We start from the raw sequence: 21051 nt of genomic DNA, 5'->3' as shown, positions 1-21051 counted from the left end.
TCTAGGCGTCATGATCCCGTTCTCAGTTCTCGACCTCTCTCCCATCGTCGAAGGCGGCGACGCCCGCCGTGGCCTGGACGAAACCCTGGCCCTGTCCCAGGCCGCCGACCGTCTCGGCTACGAGCGGTTCTGGCTGGCCGAGCACCACAACATGCCCGGCATCGCCAGCGCCGCAACCTCCATCGTCATCGGCCATGTGGCTGCGGGGACGCAGCGTATCCGCGTCGGCTCCGGCGGCATCATGCTGCCCAATCACGCCCCTCTGGTCGTCGCCGAACAGTTCGGCACGCTGGAGACCCTGTTCCCCGGCCGGATCGACGTCGGCCTGGGCCGCGCGCCCGGCACGGACGGCGCCACCGCCCGTGCGCTGCGTCGCTATTTCGAAGGCGCCGACCAATTCCCGCGCGACGTGGTCGAACTGATCCAGTGGTTCGAACCGGCGTCCGAGAACCAGCCGGTCCGCGCTGTGCCCGGCGCCGGCCTGCGGGTGCCGGTCTGGCTGTTGGGCTCCAGCCTGTTCAGCGCCCAGCTGGCCGGCCAGCTAGGCCTGCCCTACGCCTTCGCCAGCCATTTCGCCCCCGAACTGCTGCTTGAGGCTCTGGCCCTTTATCGCCGCAGCTTCACCCCCTCGGACCGCCTGGCCAAGCCCCACGCCATGGCCGCGATCAACGTCTTCGCCGCCGACACCGACGAGGAAGGCGTGCGCCTGTCCACCTCGATGCAGCAGAGCTTCGCCCGCCTCTCGACCGGCAAGCCCGGCAAACTGCCCCCGCCCGTCGATGACATCGCCACCGTCCTGACGCGGCAACAGATCGAGGGCGCCAAGGGGCGACTGCTCTATTCCGCCGTCGGCGGGCCAGAGACCATCAAGCGCCAGCTCGCCGACTTCATCGTCCTGACCGGCGTGGACGAGCTGATGGTCACCGGCATGATGTTCGACAATGCCGCCCGCATCCACAGCCTGGAAATCGTCGCCGAGGCGCGCGAGCAGATGGCGATGGCGGCCTAACACACCCTCTCCCGTTGGGAGAGGGCTTGAGCACACGGCGGCGATAGCCGTCGTTCTCGTGCGAAAGGGTGAGGGTCGGATCGTGCGACTAGGCCCACCGCCCGCCCCTCATCCGGCCCTTCGGGCCACCTTCTCCCAACGGGAGAAGGAACGCCTTTTTAAAGCCCGGCCAAAAACTCCAGCAGCAGAGCGTTCACCTCATCCGCCCGCTCCTGCTGGATCCAGTGCCCCGCCCCCGGCACGACCACCGACCGGGTCAGCCCCGGCGCCCAGTCCTTCAGCCCCGCCTCATGCCCCCCGGCATAATGGCGCACCGGATCGTCCTCACCGACGATGAACAGCGCCGGCGGCGTGATCTTCTGGTCCTGCACGAAGGCCGTCAGCGACCAGTTCAGATCCATCGCGCGATACCAGTTCAGCGGCGCGTCGAACCCGCCGTCCGAGAAGGCCTGCACATAGTCGTCGAAATGATCCGCGCTCATCCACGGCGGCAAGGTCGCCGCGTCGTCGATGGTGTCGAGCAAGTCCACGCCCTCGGACATGAAGCCGGTCGATTTCCTAGGCGCCGGGGTCGCCCCGTCATAGGCGTAGAAGAGTTTCCTCAAGGCCGTCGCCGGATCGGCGTCCAGCGCCAGATGCGCGTCCGGCGCCTGGAACCGGCTGATGTAGAGATCGCCTAGCCCCGCTCGTTTCGAGATCGCAGCCATGGCGACGGTTGGCGGTCCCTTCGGTCGGCGCGGCTGGAACGGCACCGACAGACCCGCCACCGCCGTGAAGACATCGGGCCGCAGCAGGGCGCAATGCCAGGCCACCGGCGCGCCCCAGTCGTGACCCACGACGACGCAGGACGGCTTGCCCAGCGCGCGCACCAGATCGACCATGTCCCCGACCAGATGCAGGATGGAATAGGCTTCCACCCCCACCGGCTTCTCGGTTCCGCCATAACCCCTCATGTCGGGGGCTGCGACGTGGTATCCTGCCTGGGACAAGGCCTCGACCTGGGCCCTCCAGCTGATGCTCAGTTCGGGAAAGCCGTGGATCAGCAGGACCAGCGGCGCGTTCTGGTCTTCGAACCCGGCGTCCAGAACCTGTTGGACCAGGCCGTCGGTCTTGATAAGCCGCGTTCGCATTCCACCCTCTTTCGCGGTCTTGGCCGCTTAATCTTCGTCAGGACGGACATGACCCGCCTCGTCACCTTTGCGGACGGTACGACCGTTCCCGCCCTCGGCCAAGGCACCTGGGAGCTGGGCGACGACCCGGCCTGGCGCGACGAGGAGCAGCAGGCCCTGGCCCGCGGCATCGACCTGGGCATGACCCTGATCGACACGGCCGAACTCTATGGCGACGGCCGGTCCGAGCGACTGGTGGGGGAGGTCATCGCCGACCGCCGCGACGAGGTCTTCCTGGTCTCCAAGGTCCGGCCCGAGAACGCCTCGGAGATGAAGATGATGCTGGCCTGCGAGAAGTCGCTGGAACGGCTCGGCGTCGAACGGCTGGATCTCTACCTTCTGCACTGGGAAGGCAACGTCCCGCTGGAAGAGACCGTCGAGGCTTTCCGCGACCTGGTCGACGAGGGGATGATCGCCCGCTGGGGCGTATCCAACCTGGACCTTCGCGCCATGGAACAGCTGATGGAGATCGAGGGGGGTGAGGACTGCGCCGCCAATCAGTTGCTCTACAATCTGGCCTCGCGCGGAGTGGAGTTCGACCTCCTGCCGTGGATGCAGGCGCGCGACATGCCGATGATGGCCTATTCGCCCCTGGGACGCGGCGAACTGCTGGAACAGCCGCTGATCCGCGACATCGCCAATCGCCATTCGGCCAGCCCGGCCCAAGTCGCGCTCGCCGCCGTCCTGCGCCACGACGGCGTCATCGCCATCCCCAAGGCCAGTTCGGTCGAACACGTCGAGGCCAACGCCGACGCCCTGGAAATCCAGTTCGACCTGGAAGACCTGGAACGGTTGGACGAGGCGTTCCGTGCGCCGAACCACGCGGTGCCGCTGGATATTATCTGAGTTCCAACGCTTTAATCCGTCACCCTAGGGCTTGTCCCGAGGGTGAAGGGGTTGGGATCAGGCAGGATTTTTACAGACCCGCGCCCTCGTCGTCCGCGATCACTCCCAGCAGTCGCGCCCGCTCATCGTCTGCATACGGAACACTCGGCCCTCGCCCCCATACCGGATCAGGCCACAGGCCGTCGTAGCGACGGCGCCCGACCACATGAACATGCAGTTGCGCCGTCACATTGCCGATGGCGCCGACGTTCAGCTTCTCTACAGCGCCCAGCTGTCGCACCAGCGCCCCGGCCCGCACCGCCTCCTCCATCAGCATCGTACGCTGCTCGACGCTCAGGTCTTCCAGCTCCACCACCCCCTCGACGCGGGGGATCAGGATCAGCCAGGGAAACCGCGCGTCGTCCTGAAGCCGCACATGGCACAGCGGCCATTCGGCGGCGGCGAGCGATCCGGTCTCGAAGGCCGGCGCCACCTCAAACCCCATCAGTTCAGCCCGTAGATGACGCAGGCGCTGTCGGTCAGGATCTGCAACGGCGGTTGCAGCGCCAGCCGCGCCGCCTCTATGTCCGTTTCGCTGGGTCCGCCGCCGCCAGAGATCGGTGCGGGCGGCGGCGGGGGCGGTGCAAAGGCCGCCTCTGCGCTCACCCGCGATCCCGTCACCACGATGTCGTCCACCGTCGTCGCCTGGCCTCCGGCGGCATAGGAGGGCCAGCCCGCCAGCACGTCCGTCTGACACACCCGCCCTGACGGATCGATGATCTTGACCCGGCCCAGGGTCGCGCCCGCATTGGTCGCCGCCGCCTCGGCCCGCCGCCGCGCATCCTTCATCGCCTCGGCCTGAAGATTGGCCTTCCAGCTGTTCTCCGGCTCCAGGTTGAAGTTGACCTGGCCGATCGACGTCGGGCGCGAGGCTACGATCGTTGCATAGACCCGCTCGATCAGGGCCACGTTGCGCACCGTCACGCTGACCGAGGCGTCGGCCTGATACCGGGCCACACGGTCGGCGCGGGTGTTGTCGCGCATCACCCCGTTCTCGTCGCGATACTGGTCATACAGAGGCCGGGTGGTGACGCTGGTCTCGACCCGCACCTTGTCCGCCCCATAGGCCGACAGAGACTGGCTCAGCGCCCGCACCTGGTCGGCGGCGGCGCGCGAAGCCTCCGTTACGCTGCGGTCCACCGACTGGAAGCTGGCGGAGACGAAGGCGCGGTTGGCCTGGATCTCGACCCGCACCTGGCCGACCGAGGCGATCACCGGATCGCGCATCCACCAGGGCGCGGGAATATAGCGGTCGCCGATGGTGGCGGGCGGGGTCTGGGCGAGAGCAGGCGTCGCAACGGCGGCCAGCAGCAGGGCCAGGGTCAATGAAGGGCGCATCGAAATCCTCCGGTTGGGACCAGACCTTCGCAGCCCCGACCAAGGCCGTAAAGCGAGGTTCTTGCGACAGCCGCTTGAGGGGTCTAGACCGCCCGCACGATTAATCCCCATTTCGCACACGCAATAAACGGAGACATCCATGGCTCGCGCGAAGATCGCCCTTATCGGCGCCGGCATGATCGGCGGAACCCTGGCCCACGTGGCCGCGCGCGAAGCCCTGGGCGACGTGATCCTGTTCGACATCGCCGAAGGCACGCCGCAAGGCAAAGCCCTCGACATCGCCGAGGCCTCGGCCGTCTTCGGCCAGGACGTGGTCCTGAAGGGCGCCAACGACTATGCCGATATCGCGGGCGCCGACGTCTGCATCGTCACCGCCGGCGTGCCGCGCAAGCCGGGCATGAGCCGCGACGACCTGATCGGCATCAACCTGAAGGTCATGAAGGCCGTCGGCGAAGGCATCAAGGCCCACGCCCCCAACGCCTTCGTCATCTGCATCACCAACCCGCTCGACGCCATGGTCTGGGCCCTGCAGAAGTTCTCGGGCCTGCCCAAGGAGAAGGTCGTCGGCATGGCCGGCGTGCTCGACTCGGCGCGCTTCGCCTACTTCCTGGCCGAGAAGACCGGCGTCTCGGTTCAGGACATCCACGCCTGGACCCTCGGCGGTCACGGCGACGACATGGTGCCGATGGTGCGGCATTCCACGGTTGGGGGGCTCCCTCTGCCCGACGCCGTCGCCGCCGGCCTGCTGTCGCAAGCCGATCTGGACGCCATCGTCGACCGTACCCGCAAGGGCGGCGGCGAGATCGTGGCCCTGCTGAAGACCGGGTCGGCCTTCTACGCCCCGGCCGAATCGGCCATCGCCATGGCCAAGTCCTACCTGCTGGACCAGAAGCGCGTCCTGCCCTGCGCCGTCTGGCTGTCGGGCGAATACGGCCTGTCGGACCTCTACGTCGGCGTCCCCGCCCTGATCGGCGCCAACGGCGTCGAGAAGGTGATCGAGTTCACCACCAACGACGAAGAAAAGGCGATGTTCGAAAAGTCCGTCGCCTCGGTCCAGGGCCTGCTGCAGGCCTGCAAGGACATTGATTCCTCGCTGGCCTAAGGGCCAGCGAAGGGCGCTATCGCACGGCTCGCGGAGCCGCGCTGCTTGAGCGCTTTGATCTGTAGGGAAAGGGCCGCGGAGCAATCCGCGGCCTTTTTTGTTTTCCCTTCTCTCATTGGGAGAAGGTGGCCCGCAGGGCCGGATGAGGGTCGGCCGGTGGGCCAAATCGCACGACCCGCCCCTCACCCTTTCGCACAAGACGACGGCTATCGCCGCCGTGTGCTCAAGCCCTCTCCCATCGGGAGAGGGAGGTCATTGCGGCGCGACATACCCCATCTCGCCGGCGAACTTCGGCAGCAGTTGCAGCCAGACCGCCAGCGGGTCCGTCAGTTGCGCCACGCCCCCGCCCGACAGCACGACGACATCGTATTGCACCGTCGCAGTCGGAGTTTCGGCTGAGGTGTGGAAGGCCTTCAGATAGCGGTTGTCGCGGTTCCAGGCGTTGACCTTGTCCAGCGTCGCGCCGGCGCCCGGCACGACGGCGCTGAACTGAACCTCGCCGCAGACGCCCGCCTCGCAGCCGTAGAAGAAGACCGCCCAGGTCAGGCCCGCATTGGTCACGGTGAAGAAGGTCAGGCCATTCTCGGTCTGCACCGGCCCGACGCGGCCGCCCAGCCCGGTGATCCAGGTCCCGACCTCGGCGGGCGTCAGACCGCGACTGGCCGTCGCCGGCGCCGTTTGGGCCAAGGCCGCCCCCGCCGTCGTGGGCGATACGGTCAATGCAAGGGCGGCGGCGAGGGCGAGGCGGCGCATGGAGACACTCCGAAAGTCAGCCCCCACCCTAGCCGTCAGTCGCGGACGTGCGCCAGCCAGTCCTTGCTCTGCATCTCGTTGAAGCGCGACACGGTGCGCTCGAACTCGAACGCCCCCACACCCTCGGTATAGAGGGCCTCCGGCTTGGCCGCCGCCAGCACGATCAGCTTGGTCTTGGCTTCGTAGAGCGCGTCCACCAGCGTCACCAGACGCCGCGCCTCGTGGTGGTTGGCCGAGCTCAGGATCGGCACGTCTTCCAGGAACAGGGTATGGAACCGCTGGGCGATGGCCAGATAGTCCTGCGGCCCCAAGGGCTTGCTGCACAGCTCCGCGAACGTCGCCCGCGCCATAGATCCGACGGTGCATTCCACCACCACGTCGCGGCCAAGCACGGTCAGGTGCGCCGGCTCCTCGGGCTCGCCGCCCTTCAGTTCGCGCCACAAATCCTCGAACCCCGCGCGGTCGTCGGGCGTGTGCCACACCTGGGCCGAGGTCATCCGGTCCAGCCGCCAGTCGCGCGCTCCGGCCATTTCCACCACCGCGCAACGCTCGCTGATGATGTCGATGAAGGGGACGAACAGCTGGCGATTGATGCCGTTCTTGTACAGATTCTCGGGCGCGCGGTTCGAGGTGATGGCCAGCACCACCCGGTCCTCGAACAGGGCCTCGAACAGCCGGCCCAGGATCATGGCGTCGGCGATATCCGTCACCTGCAGCTCGTCGAAACACAGCAGCCGGGCTTCCGAAGCGATCAGCCTGGCGATCGGCGGGATCGGGTCGTCGCCCTTGTGGGTTCCGAACACGGCTTTCCGGGTCTTTGCATCCCCCTCGCGCCACTGTTTCACCAGGTCGTGGATGCGGGCCATGAAGGCGTGGAAATGGGCGCGCGTCTTTCGCGGCTCGGGCGTCGCCGAATAGAACAGGTCCATCAACATTGATTTGCCGCGTCCCGGAGGCCCGTAGAGGTAGACGCCCCGCACCTCCGGCGCCTTGCCGAACAGGCCGCGCCTGGCCAGATCGACCTCCAGCCGCTCCAGCGCCGTGATCACCCCCGCTTGGGCCGGATCGGGCGTCAGCACCCCCTCTTCCACTCGGATATCGTAGGCGTTGCGAATGCGGGAGGTCATGCGGCCTTGCTTAAAGTTCCCCGAACCGAAAAGCGATTGCTTCGCGGCTGCGAACGCCTAATTGCAGTCCCCAACCACCACACCAAAATGCGCTCAAGTAGCGAGGCTCCGCTGAGCCGAGCGTAGCGCGTCCGAAGGACCAAGCATCATGGGTTATCGCGTCGCCATCGTCGGAGCCACGGGCAATGTGGGCCGCGAAATGCTGAACATTCTGGAAGAGGTCGAATTCCCCGTCGACGCCATCCACGCTATCGCCTCGCGCAAGTCCAAGGGGGTCGAGGTCTCTTTCGGCGACAAGACCATCAAATGCCAGGACATCGAGCAGTTCGACTTCTCGACCGTCGATATCGTCCTGATGTCCGCCGGCGGCGAGGTCTCGCGCGCTTGGTCCGAGAAGATCGGCAAGGCCGGCCCCATCGTGATCGACAACTCCTCGGCCTTCCGCAAGGACCCGGACGTGCCGCTGATCGTGCCGGAGGTCAACCCTGACGCTATCAAGGACGCGACCAAGAAGAACATCATCGCCAACCCCAACTGCTCGACAATCCAGCTGGTGACGGCGCTCAAGCCGCTGCACGATGCGGCCAAGATCAAGCGGGTCGTGGTCTCGACCTATCAGTCGGTGTCCGGGGCCGGCAAGGAAGGCATGGACGAGCTGTGGAACCAGACCAAGGCCATCTACGGCCTGGGCGACGCGCGTCCCAAGAAGTTCCCCAAACAGATCGCCTTCAACGTCATCCCTTACATCGGTTCCTTCCTTGAGGACGGCTCGACCGACGAAGAGCAGAAGATGTCGGACGAGACGCACAAGATGCTGGACCCGGACATCAAGGTCACCGTCACCTGCGTGCGCGTGCCGGTCTTCGTCGGCCACTCCGAGGCCGTCAACGTCGAGTTAGAGCGCGCCCTCGCCCCGGACGAAGCTCGCGCCATCCTGCGCGAGGCGCCCGGCGTGCTGGTGATCGATAAGCAGGAGCACGACGGCTACATCACCCCCGTCGACGCCGCCGGCGAACACGCTGTTTACGTCAGCCGCATCCGCAAGGATCCGACCGTCGAGAACGGCCTTAACCTGTGGGTCGTGTCCGACAATTTGCGCAAGGGCGCCGCCCTGAACGCCATCCAGATCGCCCAGCTGCTGGACGAGACGGGCGTGATCAAGTCGTCGTCGGGATATCGTTCGATCACGGTCTGATCCTCCGCTCCGTCATCCTCGGGCTTGACCCGAGGACCGGATGTTCAGCCGCTGGTGCGAACGAGCGACGCATAGGCGCCCGCCGCGTCCGATCCTCGGGTCAAGCCCGAGGATGACGGCAGGGGGTGAAAGGACATGCGCCAATGACCTCCCCCACCCCCAACGACCCCCGCGCGGTGGGCACGGCCATCGCCTGTTACACCCTGTGGGGCCTGTTGCCGCTGCTGTTCATGGCGATGGCGTCGCATGGCTTCGGCGCGCCCGAAATCCTGGCCCACCGGGCCGTCTGGTCGGTCTTCGTCGCCGGCCTCGTCCTGCTGCTGGCGGGTCAGTGGGGCGAGGCGCGCAAGGTCTTGGCCACGCCGCGCACCCTGGCCTGGCTGGCCCTTTCGGCCCTGCTGATCGGCACGAACTGGAGCCTCTACGTCTTCGCCACCACGCATCACGCGACGCTGGAGGCCAGCCTCGGCTACTATATCAATCCCCTGCTCAACATGGCGGCGGGCGCCGTGCTGTTCCGCGAGAAGATCGACCGCTGGAGCGCCGTCGCCATCGGTCTGGCCGCCATCGGGGTCGTGATCCAGACCATCGCCCTGGGCCATGTGCCGATCATCGGCCTGACCCTGGCCGTCACCTTCTGCGCCTATGCGGTGATCCGAAAGCGCGTGCCCGCCTCGGCCCAGACCGGCCTGTTCGTCGAATGTCTGGTCCTTCTGCCCATCGGCGCGGTCTTCCTGGCCTGGCTGACGATCCAGGGCCAGGCGACAGGCTTTTCCTCGCCCTCGGGCCTGGCCTGGGCCCTGGTCAACGGGCCGGCGACGGTGATCCCTCTGGTGCTGTTCGCCTGGTCGGCGCGGCGTCTGCCCCTGTCCACCGTCGGCTTCATCCAGTTCCTGGCGCCCACGCTCCAGTTCGCCTGCGGCGTCCTGACGGGCGAGGCCCTGACGCCGCTGCGCATCGTCTCGTTCGTCTTCATCTGGGCCGGCGCCGGCGTCTTCGCCCTGGGCGCGCTCAATCGCTCGCGCGCCGCCAAGCGCGCCGTCTCTCTGTCGGAAACGGTCTAGAGCGCCCCGTACAGCGCCTCCAGCAAGCGTTTGGGCCTGGGGTCGCCGATCAGGTGCGGCGACTGCCGCGTCATCACATAGGCCGCCGACAGCCGGCGCGACGGATCGGCCATGGCCATAGACCCGCCCCAGCCATAATGGCCGAAGGCTTCGTCCGGCCCGAACACCTTCAGCCCGTCGTTGCGCATCAGTCCCGCCGCCCAGCTGATCTCGAACGGCAGCACCTTGTCCGGCCCGTGGATGCGTTCTCGCGTCAACTGCTCCAGCGTCCCTGCCGACAGCACCGACCGGCCGTCCAAGGCTCCGCCATTGGCGACCACGCCCAGCATCCGCGCCAGCCCCAGGGCCGTGCCGTGCAGGTTGGCCGACGGGATCTCCATCTCGCGCCACGCCGCCGAGCCCCGCCCGCCGGGCGCCGAGCCGCGATCCAGGAAGGCCGCCTGTTTGATCGGATCGACCACGCCCAGGCTGGGCGCCGCCGTGGGCTTGCGCATCTGCGCCACCCGCCTGTGTTCGCTCTCCGGCAAGCCGATCCACAGATCGAGATCAGGGAAGTCCTGGCGCAACGTCTGGCCCATGGTCCGCCCCGTCGCACGGCGGAACACCTCATTGGCCAGATAGCCGACCGTGACGGGGTGATAGCCCGAGGCCGTCCCCGGCGCCCACATCGGCGCCTGGGCCGCCAGCCGCGCCAGCACGGCCGGCACGTCGAACCAGATCGTCGGATCGACCGCCTCGGAGAAACCAGGAAGCCCAGCCTGATGGCTCATCAACTGGGCCACGGTTACGTCCGCCTTGCCCGCCGCGCCGAACTCAGGCCACAGCGACGCGACCGTCTGGTCATAATCGATCTGCCCCGCCTCGACCGCCGTCGCCATCAGGATCGCCATCATCGCCTTGCCGGTCGAGAAGACCGAGGTCAGGGTCGTGTCGGTGAACGGCGTCGTCTTGGCCGTATCCGCATGGCCCGCCCACAGATCGACGACCGCCTCACCCTCGACCAGGACGCTGAACCGCGCCGCCTGCTCGTTCAGCCCCTCGGGCGCCTCGGTGAAGTTGGCGGCGAACGCCTCGCGCACGGCCTCATAGCCGGGTGCGCAGACGCCTTGGATGTCGATGGGATCGGTCATGGCCTAGTCCTAGCGCGACCGCCGCCCACGAAAAAGGCCTCCCGCCGAAACGGGAGGCCTCAAATCGTTCGATCCTTCGACCGTATCAGCCCGCGACGACCTCGGTCGCCTGTTCGGCCAGGATGGTCAGGCCTTCGCCGTTGACGTCGGCGAAGCCGCCGTGGACGTCGTACTGGGTCTTGGTGCCGTTGTTATAGACGGTCACCAAACCTTCGCGCAGGGCGGTCATGAAGGGCGCATGGTCCGGCAGAACGCCGAAGTCGCCCTCGACGCCGGGTGCATCGACCTGGTCCACGAGGCCCGAGAAGACCTCGCGTTCCGGCGAGACGAGAGAGAAGTTCAGCTTGCCGGCCATGATCAGGCGCCTTTGGATTGATCGAGCGCCGCATCAAAAGCGCTCTGGGCGGTCGCGAACTTGTCGCGACACCCCGGATTGCAGAAGCCCACGACCTTTTGACGATAGAGCGTGAGCGAGTCGGCGCTCACCGGCTTGCCGGACCAGGGGCACGTCTGATTGACGCAATCCTCGATCCTCAAAACTGGTGAGCTGTTCAGCATCAGGCTTCCGACGCCATCTTCTCGGCCTTGGCGACGGCCTCTTCGATGGCGCCGACCATGTAGAAGGCGGCTTCCGGCAGGTGGTCGTAGTCACCGGCGACGATGCCCTTGAACGAGCGGATCGTGTCGGCCAGTTCGACGAACTTGCCCGGCGCATTGGTGAACTGCTCGGCCACGAAGAAGGGCTGCGACAGGAAGCGCTGGATCTTGCGGGCGCGCGAGACGACCAGCTTGTCCTCTTCCGACAGCTCGTCCATGCCCAGGATGGCGATGATGTCCTTCAGGCCCTTGTACTGCTGCAGCACTTCCTGGACCGAACGGGCGACCTGGTAGTGCTCTTCGCCGATGACCAGCGGGTCCATGATCCGCGAGGTCGAGTCCAGCGGATCGACGGCGGGGAAGATGGCCTGGGCGGCGATGTCGCGCGACAGCATGGTCGTCGCGTCCAGGTGGGCGAAGGACGCGGCCGGGGCCGGGTCGGTGGGGTCATCGGCCGGGACGTAGATGGCCTGGACCGAGGTGATCGAGCCCTTCTTGGTCGAGGTGATGCGCTCTTGCAGGTTGCCCATCTCGGTGGCCAGCGTCGGCTGATAACCCACGGCCGACGGGATGCGGCCCAGCAGAGCCGACACTTCCGAACCGGCCTGGGTGAAGCGGAAGATGTTGTCGACGAACAGCAGGACGTCCTTGCCTTCTTCGTCGCGGAAATACTCGGCCTGGGCCAGGCCGGTCAGGGCGACGCGGGCGCGGGCTCCGGGAGGCTCGTTCATCTGGCCATAGACCAGGGCGCATTTGGAGCCTTCGGTCGAGCCGCCGTTCTTGGCCGGGTCCACGTTCACGTTGGACTCGATCATCTCGTGATACAGGTCGTTGCCTTCGCGGGTACGCTCACCCACACCGGCCAGAACCGAATAACCGCCGTACGCCTTGGCGATGTTGTTGATCAGTTCCTGCATGGTGACGGTCTTGCCGACGCCGGCGCCGCCGAACAGGCCCGTCTTGCCGCCCTTGGTGTAGGGGCAGATCAGGTCGATCACCTTGATGCCCGTGACCAGGATTTCCGACGAGTTGGTCTGCTCTTCGAAGGTCGGCGCCTCGCGGTGGATCGGACGGTATTGCGTGGTCTGGATCGGGCCGGCTTCGTCGATCGGCTGACCGACGACGTTCATGATGCGGCCCAGCACGCCCGGTCCGACCGGTGTCTGGATCGAGGAGCCGGTGTCGATCACGGGCTGACCGCGCGTCAGGCCTTCGGTCGTGTCCATGGCGATGGTGCGGACCATGTTCTCGCCGAGGTGCTGGGCGACTTCCAGCACCAGGGTGAAGGGCTCGCCCGTCTTCTGGTCGACGTTCTGGGTGTTCAGGGCGTTCAGGATCGCCGGCAGGTGGCCGGTGAACTCGACGTCGACGACGGCGCCGATGACCTGGGCGATCTTGCCGGTGGCGACGATGGAGCCGGGCGCGGTCGCGGCGGCGGGCGCCTTCTTGACGGCGGGCTTCTTGGCGACTGCCTTCGGGGCGGCGGGTTTTCTGGCGACGGTGTCGGTCATGGCTGGGGTCCGTATCGGAATGTCTGTTCGGTCGGGATCAGAGGGCTTCGGCGCCGGCGATGATCTCGATCAGTTCGGTGGTGATCTGGGCTTGGCGCTTGCGGTTGTACTGCAGCGTCAGGGCGTTGATGAGGTCGCCGGCGTTGCGCGTGGCGTTGTCCATCGCCGCCATCTGCGACCCGAAGAAGCCCGCCTGGTTCTCGTACAGAGCGGCCAGGATCTGGGTCGTCAGGTTGCGGGGCAGCAGGGTCTCAAGGATTTCCTCTTCCGAGGGTTCGTATTCATAGACCGCGCCGTTCAGGTCGATGGGCTGGGCGTCGCCCTCGACCACGGCGGGGATCAGCTGCTTGCCGGTCGGAACCTGTTGGATCACCGACTTGAACTGGCTGTAGAACAGAGTGACCACGTCGGCCTGACCGTCCTCGAACGCCGTGGCGATCATCTCGGCGACCGGCTGGGCCGAAGGCAGGCCGATGGTCTTGTGCTCGCTCAGTTCGAAGGTATGGATCACCTTGGCGCCGTACAGACGCGTCAGCTGGTCGCGCGACTTCTTGCCGACGGCGATGATCTTCACATCCTTGCCGTTGGCGATCAGGCTGTTGATCCGCTCGCGGGCGGCGCGGATGACGTTGGTCGAGAAACCGCCCGCCAGACCCTTGTCCGCCGTCGCCACCACGATCAGGTGACGCTGGTCCTGACCCGTGCCGGCCAACAGCCTGGGCGCGTCGGCGCCCGAGACGCCGGCGGCCAGGTTGGCGATGACCGAGGCCATCTTCTGCGCATAGGGTCGGGCGCTCTCGGCCTGATCCTGGGCGCGTTTCAGCTTGGCCGCGGCGACCATCTGCATGGCTTTCGTGATCTTCTGCGTCGCTTTGACGCTTCCGATCCGATTGCGCATTTCCTTGAGGCTGGCCATCCGGCGTTGCTCTTCCTCTAACTACCGGCGGGGTTCAGGCGAAGGTCTTGACGAAGGCGGCCAGGATGTCCTTCAGCTCGGCTTCGAGGTCCGAGGTCAGGTCCTTCTTGGTGCGGATTCCGTCCAGCAGCGAGGCGTGGTTCGCGTGGATGCGCGCCAGCAGTTCCTTCTCGAAACGGCCCACATCGCCCACGGCGATGCCGTCGATATAGCCGCGCGTGCCGGCATAGACCGAGACGACCTGCTCTTCCATCGCCAGCGGCGAATATTGCGGCTGCTTCAGCAGCTCGGTCAGGCGGGCGCCGCGCGCCAGCAGCTTCTGGGTCGAGGCGTCCAGGTCCGAGCCGAACTTGGCGAAGGCGGCCATCTCGCGATACTGGGCCAGCTCGCCCTTGATGGTGCCGGCGACCTTCTTCATCGCCTTGGTCTGGGCCGAGGAGCCGACGCGCGACACCGAGATGCCGACGTTCACGGCCGGGCGGATGCCCTGATAGAACAGGTCCGATTCCAGGAAGATCTGGCCATCGGTGATCGAGATCACGTTGGTGGGGATGTAGGCCGACACGTCGTTGGCCTGGGTTTCGATGATCGGCAACGCCGTCAGCGAGCCCGAGCCGTAATCCTCGTTCAGCTTGGCCGAACGCTCCAGCAGGCGGCTGTGCAGGTAGAAGACGTCGCCCGGATAGGCTTCACGGCCCGGCGGGCGGCGCAGCAGCAGGGACATCTGGCGATAGGCCACAGCCTGTTTCGACAGATCGTCATAGACGATCAGGGCGTGCATGCCGTTGTCGCGGAAGAACTCGCCCATGGCGGTGCCGGCGAACGGCGCCAGGAACTGCAGCGGGGCCGGTTCCGAAGCCGTGGCGGCGACGACGATGGTGTATTCCAGCGCGCCGGCCTCTTCGAGGGTCTTGACGATTTGGGCGACGGTCGAGCGCTTCTGGCCGATGGCGACGTAGATGCAGTAGAGCTTGGCGCTCTCGTCGCCCGCCTCGTCACCAGCCTTGTTGACGTTCTTCTGGTTCAGGATGGCGTCGACGGCGACGGCGGTCTTGCCGACCTGACGGTCGCCGATGATCAGCTCGCGCTGGCCGCGGCCGACGGGGATCAGGGTGTCGATGGCCTTCAGGCCGGTCTGCATCGGCTCGTGAACCGACTTGCGCGGAATGATGCCCGGCGCCTTGACGTCGACGCGGCGACGCTCGGTGAACTCGATCGGACCCTTGCCGTCGATCGGCTCGCCCAGCGGGTTGACGACGCGGCCCAGCAGGCCACGGCCGACCGGCACGTCCACGATCTCGCCCAGGCGGCGCACGTCGTCGCCCTCGGCGATCTGGGCGTCGGCGCCGAAGATCACGGCGCCCACATTGTCGCGTTCCAGGTTCAGGGCCATACCCTTGACGCCGGCCTTGGTGAACTCGACCATTTCGCCGGCCTGGACATTGTCCAGACCGTGGATGCGGGCGATGCCGTCGCCGACCGACAGCACGCTGCCGACGTCGGAAACGTCGGCTTCGACGCCGAAGTTGGCGATCTGCGACTTGAGGATGGCCGAGATTTCAGCGGCGCGGATGTCCATGACGGGCTCTCTGTTCTTCAGTCTTCTGCGGGTGCGCCGTTCAGGCGCGCATTCTTGGTGGCGGGAGCGGGCTTACGCGCGCTGCTTTCTTGTTTCTGAAACGAGACTACGCTCGTTTCAGTGCGAACTTCATCTGGTCGAGCTTGGTCTTCAGCGAGGCGTCGAACAGTTTCGAGCCGACCTTGATCTTCAGGCCGCCCAGGATCGACGGATCGACGCGCGCGGTCAGTTCCGGCGCCTTGCCCAGGCTCTTGGACAGGGCGGCGGTGATGGCGGCGACCTGTTTGGCGTCCAGCGCCTGGGCCGAGACGACCTCGGCGGCGACGACGCCGGCGTGTTTGGCGTAACGGGCTTCGAAGCCGGCGATGACAGCCGGCAGGTCCTTGGCGCGATGGTTCTGGGCCAGCAGACCCAGGAAGTTGGACGTGGTCTGTTCGAACTTGGCCTTGGCGGCGATGGCGACCAGACCCTTGGCCTGATCGTCGGCGCTGATGACGGGCGAGGCGGCCAGACGACGCAGGTCGGCGCTCTCGATCCAGGCCGCCTTCAGCGACTTCAGATCGGCGCGCACGGCGTCCATGCGGCCGGTTTCCAGCGCCAGGTCAAACAGCGCCTGTGCGTAGCGATCGCCGACTTCCGTCGTTCTGAAATCATCAGCCACTGATTAGGGTCCGAGGTCGTTGTGTCAGGGTCGCGACCGACTGCGAGGCTCGCAACGGTCAAAAGCTTGAAATGCTTACGGAAAGCACGACAGAGGCCGTATCCGTGAATACGCCCCCTTCAAGCCGGGCGCCTGATAGCACGGGGTTTCGCCGCTCGCAACATTGCGTGAAGGCGCGTCGATGCCGCAGGGGGCGGTGGAGGGACTCTTCAAAGTCCCACAGACGCCTCTCCCTCCCCTTCATGGGGAGGGACGATCGCGCAGCGATCCGGGTGGGGCCGTAAGGACGGGCGCAATGCTTCAAACGCCCCCCCACCCCGGCTGCGCTTCGCTTCGCCGCCCCTCCCCATGAAGGGGAGGGAGAAACACGCTCCAGCCATCACAATGCCGCTGGTCCATTCCTAACGAATCCAACCGCTTGCCGATTTATGTCCCCATTCTCCTGCCCACGGGGTCAAACCGCCCCATAATACACCCGTCCCGTCGCCCGGAGGGCTCGCTTGGCCTGCGACCTTGCGGCGGCGGGAGCGGATGGAACGGGAGCGGGTCTGGAACGGCCCGCACTGACATCGACTCATGGAGCGGTGTCGGAGGGTCGAGGGGGATACTCGATCGCACTCGGGACGGGGTTTCGCAGACCCCGCCGACCCGTCGCAGGCTTATGGGGTTAGGCGATAAGACCGCCACCGCTCGACGCCCCGAGCTTGCAGGCCAACCAACCGCGCGGAGCGTCACACCCTTCGTCGAAACGGTAATCTCTAATCACACTCCGGGCGAAGGCCCGGCGCTCCGCCCAGCCCTCCACCAACTTCGCAGGCCAAACGCCGCGAAGACGCTTCCGCATGCCGTTTTTCCGTCGCAGAATGACAGAGGGGTGCGACCATGACGCCGCACCCTGTCGCTTGATCGGAACCTGCGTCGGCCCTAGCGCTTTCCGCTCAAGCTTTATCTCCCATCAGGAACCCCAATGCTCGACAGCATCACCCCTCTGCTCTCCGATCCGGCCGCCTGGGCCGCATTGGTGACCCTCATCGTGATGGAGGTCGTGCTTGGTATCGACAACCTGATCTTCATCTCCATCCTTTCGAACAAGCTGCCCGAGCATCAGCGCCAGAAGGTCCGTCGCCTCGGCATCGGCCTGGCCCTGATCATGCGCCTGGCCCTGCTGTCGATCATCGCCTGGCTGGTCGGCCTGGTTCAGCCCGTCTTCACCGTCATGGGCAATGAATTCTCGTGGAAGGATCTGATCCTGATCGCGGGCGGCCTGTTCCTGGTCTGGAAGGCCACCAAGGAAATCCACCACACCGTCGATCCCACGCCCAGCGACGCCGTCCTCGACAAGAAGGACGTCATGATCATGAACGCGGGCGCCGCGATCTTCCAGATCATACTGCTGGACATCGTCTTCTCGATCGACTCGATCCTGACCGCCGTCGGCATGACCGAACACCTGCCGATCATGGTCGTCGCCGTCCTGGTCGCCGTGACCGTGATGCTGCTGGCCGCCGACCCGCTGGCCAACTTCATCAACAAGAACCCCAGCGTGGTCATGCTGGCGCTCGGCTTCCTCTTGATGATCGGCATGGTGCTGATCGCCGACGGTTTCGGCTACTACGTGCCCAAGGGCTACATCTATGCGGCCATGGCCTTCTCGGCCGGCGTGGAGGCCCTGAACATGATGGGTCGTCGCGGCGCCACCAAGAAGGAACAGGCCGAACGGGCCCGCAGCGAGGCGAACGCCGCCGAGGTCCGCGCCCAGAAAGCCGAGGCCGAAGCCGCCGCAGAGCGAGGCTGAGGCTCATGACCCGCCTGTCGCCCCGCCTCGCCGGTCTGATCGCCGGCCTGCTGCTGGCGACAGGCGTGTCACTGCCCGTCCGGGCCGAGGTTCCGGTCCAGTCCTGGGAGGTCGTGCGGGCCTATCCGCACGACACGGGGGCCTTCACCGAGGGCCTCTTCTTCCACGACGGTTCCCTTTACGAGAGCACCGGCCTCTATCCGTCCTTCATCCGCAAGGTGGACCTGGAGACCGGGGAGGTGCTGCGTCAACGCGACCTGCCGACCGTCTATTTCGGCGAGGGCATGACCACGCTGAACGGCAAGCTCTACAGCCTGACCTGGCGCAACCACATCGGTTTCATCTGGAAGCTGGACGACTTCTCGCCCCTGGGCGGCTTCTCCTATCCGGGCGAGGGCTGGGCCCTGACCACCGACGGCCGTCGCCTGATCATGAGCGACGGCACCGACCAGTTGCGCTTTCTCGATCCCGAGACGCTCGCCGAAACCGGCCGCGTCTCCGTCACCGCTAACGGCCGGCCCCTGACGCAGATCAACGAGCTGGAATGGATCGACAGCGAGGTCTTCGCCAACATCTGGCAGGACAACCGCATCGCCCGCATCGACCCCGAAACCGGGGTGGTGAAGGCCTTCATCGACCTCACCGCCCTGGTCCCCAAGGACATCGGCCTGGACCCCAACGACGACGTCCTGAACGGCATCGCCTGGGACGCGACCGGCAAGCGCCTGTTCGTCACCGGCAAACGCTGGCCCCAACTGTTCGAGATCAAGCTGCGCTAGAACAGCGAAAGGGCCGGACGCCGTGGCGGCGTCCGGCCCCTTGCTTTCAGTTCTGGCTCAGGCTCAACCGTGCAGGTCGAACCGGTCCAGCTCGGTCACCTTGGTCCAGGCCGCCACGAAGTCCGACACGAACTTTCCTTGCGCGTCCGACCCGGCATAGACCTCGGCCAGGGCGCGCAGCACGGCGTTGGAGCCGAACACCAGATCGACGCGCGTGCCCGTCCACTTGGCCTCGCCCGTCTTGCGGTCGCGCCCTTCGAACACATCCTTGGCGTCAGAGGTCGCCGTCCACTTCACGTCCATGTCCAGCAGGTTGACGAAGACATCGTTGGACAGCACGCCCGGCCGCTCGGTCAGCACGCCGTGCGTCGCCCCGCCGACATTGATGTTGATGGCCCGCAAGCCCCCGATCAGCACCGTCATCTCCGGCGCCGTCAACGTCAGCCGCTGCGCCTGATCGATCAGCAGGGCCTCGGCCGGAACCGCATAGCGGGCCTTCTGGAAGTTGCGGAACCCATCGGCGACCGGCTCCAGATAGGAGAAGGATTCCACATCCGTCTGCGCCTGGCTGGCGTCCGTCCGGCCCGGAGTGAACCGCACGCTGGCCTCATGCCCGGCCGCCTTGGCCGCCTGCTCGACACCCGCATTGCCGGCCAGCACGATCAGGTCGGCCAGGGAGACCTTCTTGCCGCCTGTCTGGCCCTGGTTGAACTCGAACTGGATCCGCTCCAGCGTCTTCAGCACCCGGTCCAGCTGCTCGGGCTGGTTGGCGGCCCAGTCCTTCTGCGGCGCCAGGCGGATGCGCGCCCCATTGGCCCCGCCCCGCTTGTCCCCGCCCCGGAAGGTCGAGGCCGAAGCCCAGGCCGTGCCGACCAGTTCCGACACGCTCAGGCCTGCGTCCAGCACCTTGGCTTTCAGGACCGCCGCATCCGTCGCATCGATCAGCGGGTGATCCACCTCCGGCACGGGATCCTGCCAGATCAGCACTTCGCGCGGGACTTCCGGCCCGACGTAGCGCGAGCGCGGCCCCAGGTCGCGGTGGGTCAGCTTGAACCAGGCCCGCGCGAAGGCCTCGGCGAAGGCCTGCGGATTGTGCAGGAAGCGCCGCGAGATCGCCTCGTAGGCCGGGTCGAACCGCAGCGACAGATCGGTCGTCAGCATGGTCGGCCGCTTCTTCTTGGACGGATCGTGGGCGTCGGGAATGATCTTGCCCGCATCCTTGGCCACCCACTGGTGCGCCCCGGCCGGCGACTTCTCCAGCTCCCATTCGAAGCCGAACAGGTTCTCGAAGAAGAAGTTGCTCCACTGGGCCGGCGTCTGGGTCCAGGTGACTTCCAGTCCGCTGGTGATCGCGTCCCCGGCCTTGCCGGAGCCAAAGCTGGAGGCCCAGCCCAGGCCTTGCGCCTCCAGGCCGTCCGCCTCGGGCTCGGCCCCGACATGATCGGCCGGGCCGGCGCCGTGGGTCTTGCCGAAGGTGTGGCCGCCCGCGATCAGGGCGACCGTCTCCTCGTCGTCCATCGCCATCCGCGCGAAGGTGTCGCGGATGTCGCGCGCCGCCGCGATCGGATCGGGATTGCCGTCCGGCCCTTCCGGGTTGACGTAGATCAGACCCATCTGCACGGCCGCCAGCGGGTTTTCCAGATCGCGCGAATGTTCGTCGCCGTCCGCGTCGTCATCGCTGACCAGCACAGCCTCGTCGCCCGGCTTCACCACCCCGTGCGAGCCGTGGGCATAGCGTTCGTCGCCGCCCAGCCAGGTCGTCTCGCGACCCCAATAGACGTCCTGATCCGGCTCCCAGACATCCTCGCGACCACCGGCGAACCCGAAGGTGCGGAAGCCCATCGTCTCCAGCGCCACGTTTCCGGTCAGGATCAGCAGGTCCGCCCAGGAGATGGCCTGGCCGTATTTCTGCTTGATCGGCCACAACAGGCGGCGCGACTTATCGATATTGACGTTGTCGGGCCAGGAGTTCAGCGGCGCGAACCGCTGCTGGCCCCGCCCGCCGCCGCCACGACCGTCGCCGACGCGATAGGTGCCGGCGCTGTGCCAGGCCATGCGGACGAACTGCGGCCCATAATGCCCGAAGTCCGCCGGCCACCAGTCCTGCGAGTCCGTCATCAGAGCGCGCAGGTCGGCCTTCAGCGCCTCATAGTCCAGCTTGGAAAAGGCCTCGCGATAGCTGAACCCCTCGCCCAGCGGGTCGGAGCGGTTCGAATGCTGGTTCAGCAGGTCGGTACGCAGCTGTCCCGGCCACCAGTCGCGGTTCTGCACCCCGCCGCCCGCGACGGATTCGGTCGTCCGGCCGGAGAAGGGGCATTTGGCTTCGTCGGTCATGGTGATGTTTCCTGCTGATTTCGCGCGACTTGAGGGCCGGTCTCGATAGCCCTGTAGATGACGAGGTCATTCGACACGGGTCAAACGAATAAGGCCAATCGATTATC

At 66.4% G+C, this 21051-nt stretch carries 20 protein-coding genes; 7 read left to right on the top strand and 13 right to left on the bottom strand.

The annotated features are described in order from the left end of the window. The first annotated feature begins 10 nt into the window (after positions 1-10). Complete coding sequence (locus tag WC597_RS10595) at positions 11-1009, top strand: LLM class flavin-dependent oxidoreductase (RefSeq protein WP_372693278.1); 999 nt, start codon at positions 11-13, stop codon at positions 1007-1009. 158 nt (positions 1010-1167) lie between these two features. On the opposite strand, the gene WC597_RS10590 is transcribed toward WC597_RS10595, so the two are convergent. Beyond that, a complete protein-coding gene (locus WC597_RS10590) occupies positions 1168-2139 on the bottom strand; it encodes an alpha/beta fold hydrolase (protein ID WP_372693277.1) in 972 nt (323 codons plus the stop codon). Positions 2140-2187: 48 nt separating this feature from the next. On the opposite strand from WC597_RS10590, the gene WC597_RS10585 reads away from it, so the two are divergent. Then, complete coding sequence (locus WC597_RS10585; protein WP_372693276.1) at positions 2188-3024, top strand: aldo/keto reductase; 837 nt, start codon at positions 2188-2190, stop codon at positions 3022-3024. A 70-nt stretch (positions 3025-3094) separates the two neighbouring features. Here WC597_RS10585 and WC597_RS10580 read toward each other — a convergent pair whose 3' ends face one another. Both WC597_RS10580 and WC597_RS10575 read right to left on the bottom strand, forming a co-directional pair. After that, complete coding sequence (locus WC597_RS10580; RefSeq protein ID WP_372693275.1) at positions 3095-3508, bottom strand: HIT domain-containing protein; 414 nt, start codon at positions 3506-3508, stop codon at positions 3095-3097. Next, on the bottom strand, positions 3508-4401 hold the full coding sequence (locus WC597_RS10575) for an SIMPL domain-containing protein (RefSeq protein WP_372693274.1): 894 nt from the start codon (positions 4399-4401) through the stop codon (positions 3508-3510). Before WC597_RS10575 ends, WC597_RS10580 begins: the two co-directional genes overlap by 1 nt. Before the next feature lie 139 nt (positions 4402-4540). Between WC597_RS10575 and mdh the strand changes: the two genes are divergently transcribed. Then, on the top strand, positions 4541-5503 hold the full coding sequence (gene mdh / locus WC597_RS10570; RefSeq protein WP_372693273.1) for a malate dehydrogenase: 963 nt from the start codon (positions 4541-4543) through the stop codon (positions 5501-5503). Between the two features lie 252 nt (positions 5504-5755). On the opposite strand, the gene WC597_RS10565 is transcribed toward mdh, so the two are convergent. Together WC597_RS10565 and zapE are read right to left on the bottom strand one after the other, a co-directional pair. Further along, positions 5756-6256 carry a YbjN domain-containing protein gene (locus WC597_RS10565; protein ID WP_372693272.1) on the bottom strand — a complete coding sequence of 167 codons (501 nt, stop codon included), beginning with the start codon at positions 6254-6256 and terminating at the stop codon, positions 5756-5758. A 35-nt stretch (positions 6257-6291) separates the two neighbouring features. Next, positions 6292-7383: a cell division protein ZapE gene (gene zapE, locus WC597_RS10560; protein WP_372693271.1), complete on the bottom strand. Its 1092-nt coding sequence runs from the start codon at positions 7381-7383 to the stop codon at positions 6292-6294. Positions 7384-7531: 148 nt separating this feature from the next. Here zapE and WC597_RS10555 point away from each other — a divergent pair, with 148 nt between their 5' ends. Together WC597_RS10555 and rarD are read left to right on the top strand one after the other, a co-directional pair. Then, entirely contained in the window at positions 7532-8578 is a 1047-nt protein-coding gene (locus WC597_RS10555) for an aspartate-semialdehyde dehydrogenase (protein WP_372693270.1), read from the top strand. Positions 8579-8721: 143 nt separating this feature from the next. Continuing rightward, the gene (rarD, locus tag WC597_RS10550) at positions 8722-9642 is read left to right on the top strand and encodes an EamA family transporter RarD (RefSeq protein WP_372693269.1); all 921 of its coding nucleotides are present in this window, start codon (positions 8722-8724) and stop codon (positions 9640-9642) included. On the opposite strand, the gene WC597_RS10545 is transcribed toward rarD, so the two are convergent. The 7 genes from WC597_RS10545 to WC597_RS10515 all read right to left on the bottom strand — a co-directional run bounded on the left by WC597_RS10545 (position 9639) and on the right by WC597_RS10515 (position 16036). Next, on the bottom strand, positions 9639-10772 hold the full coding sequence (locus tag WC597_RS10545) for a serine hydrolase domain-containing protein (protein ID WP_372693268.1): 1134 nt from the start codon (positions 10770-10772) through the stop codon (positions 9639-9641). The two genes, rarD and WC597_RS10545, sit on opposite strands and share 4 nt — an antisense overlap. An 85-nt stretch (positions 10773-10857) precedes the next feature. Beyond that, positions 10858-11127 (bottom strand): ATP synthase F1 subunit epsilon, encoded by a 270-nt coding sequence (locus tag WC597_RS10540; protein ID WP_372693267.1) that lies wholly within the window; start codon positions 11125-11127, stop codon positions 10858-10860. A gap of 2 nt (positions 11128-11129) precedes the next feature. After that, positions 11130-11330: a glutathione S-transferase gene (locus WC597_RS10535; protein WP_372693266.1), complete on the bottom strand. Its 201-nt coding sequence runs from the start codon at positions 11328-11330 to the stop codon at positions 11130-11132. Further along, positions 11330-12880, bottom strand: a complete 1551-nt coding sequence (gene atpD, locus WC597_RS10530) for a F0F1 ATP synthase subunit beta (RefSeq protein WP_372693265.1) — start codon at positions 12878-12880, stop codon at positions 11330-11332. Before atpD ends, WC597_RS10535 begins: the two co-directional genes overlap by 1 nt. Positions 12881-12917: 37 nt before the next feature. After that, positions 12918-13796: a F0F1 ATP synthase subunit gamma gene (locus WC597_RS10525; protein WP_372693264.1), complete on the bottom strand. Its 879-nt coding sequence runs from the start codon at positions 13794-13796 to the stop codon at positions 12918-12920. Between the two features lie 34 nt (positions 13797-13830). Beyond that, on the bottom strand, positions 13831-15375 hold the full coding sequence (atpA, locus tag WC597_RS10520; RefSeq protein ID WP_372693263.1) for a F0F1 ATP synthase subunit alpha: 1545 nt from the start codon (positions 15373-15375) through the stop codon (positions 13831-13833). A gap of 106 nt (positions 15376-15481) precedes the next feature. Further along, on the bottom strand, positions 15482-16036 hold the full coding sequence (locus tag WC597_RS10515; protein WP_372693262.1) for a F0F1 ATP synthase subunit delta: 555 nt from the start codon (positions 16034-16036) through the stop codon (positions 15482-15484). Positions 16037-17003: 967 nt separating this feature from the next. Here WC597_RS10515 and WC597_RS10510 point away from each other — a divergent pair. Further along, complete coding sequence (locus tag WC597_RS10510) at positions 17004-17831, top strand: TerC family protein (RefSeq protein ID WP_372693261.1); 828 nt, start codon at positions 17004-17006, stop codon at positions 17829-17831. Positions 17832-17836: 5 nt separating this feature from the next. Continuing rightward, a complete protein-coding gene (locus WC597_RS10505; protein ID WP_372693260.1) occupies positions 17837-18610 on the top strand; it encodes a glutaminyl-peptide cyclotransferase in 774 nt (257 codons plus the stop codon). 63 nt (positions 18611-18673) lie between these two features. On the opposite strand, the gene katG is transcribed toward WC597_RS10505, so the two are convergent. Next, positions 18674-20944 carry a catalase/peroxidase HPI gene (katG, locus tag WC597_RS10500; protein ID WP_372693259.1) on the bottom strand — a complete coding sequence of 757 codons (2271 nt, stop codon included), beginning with the start codon at positions 20942-20944 and terminating at the stop codon, positions 18674-18676. Between the last annotated feature and the right edge of the window lie 107 nt (positions 20945-21051).

The sequence above is a fragment of the Brevundimonas sp. genome, assembly GCF_041648115.1.
Lineage (GTDB): Bacteria > Pseudomonadota > Alphaproteobacteria > Caulobacterales > Caulobacteraceae > Brevundimonas.
This window is presented reverse-complemented; position numbering and strand designations above follow the sequence as displayed.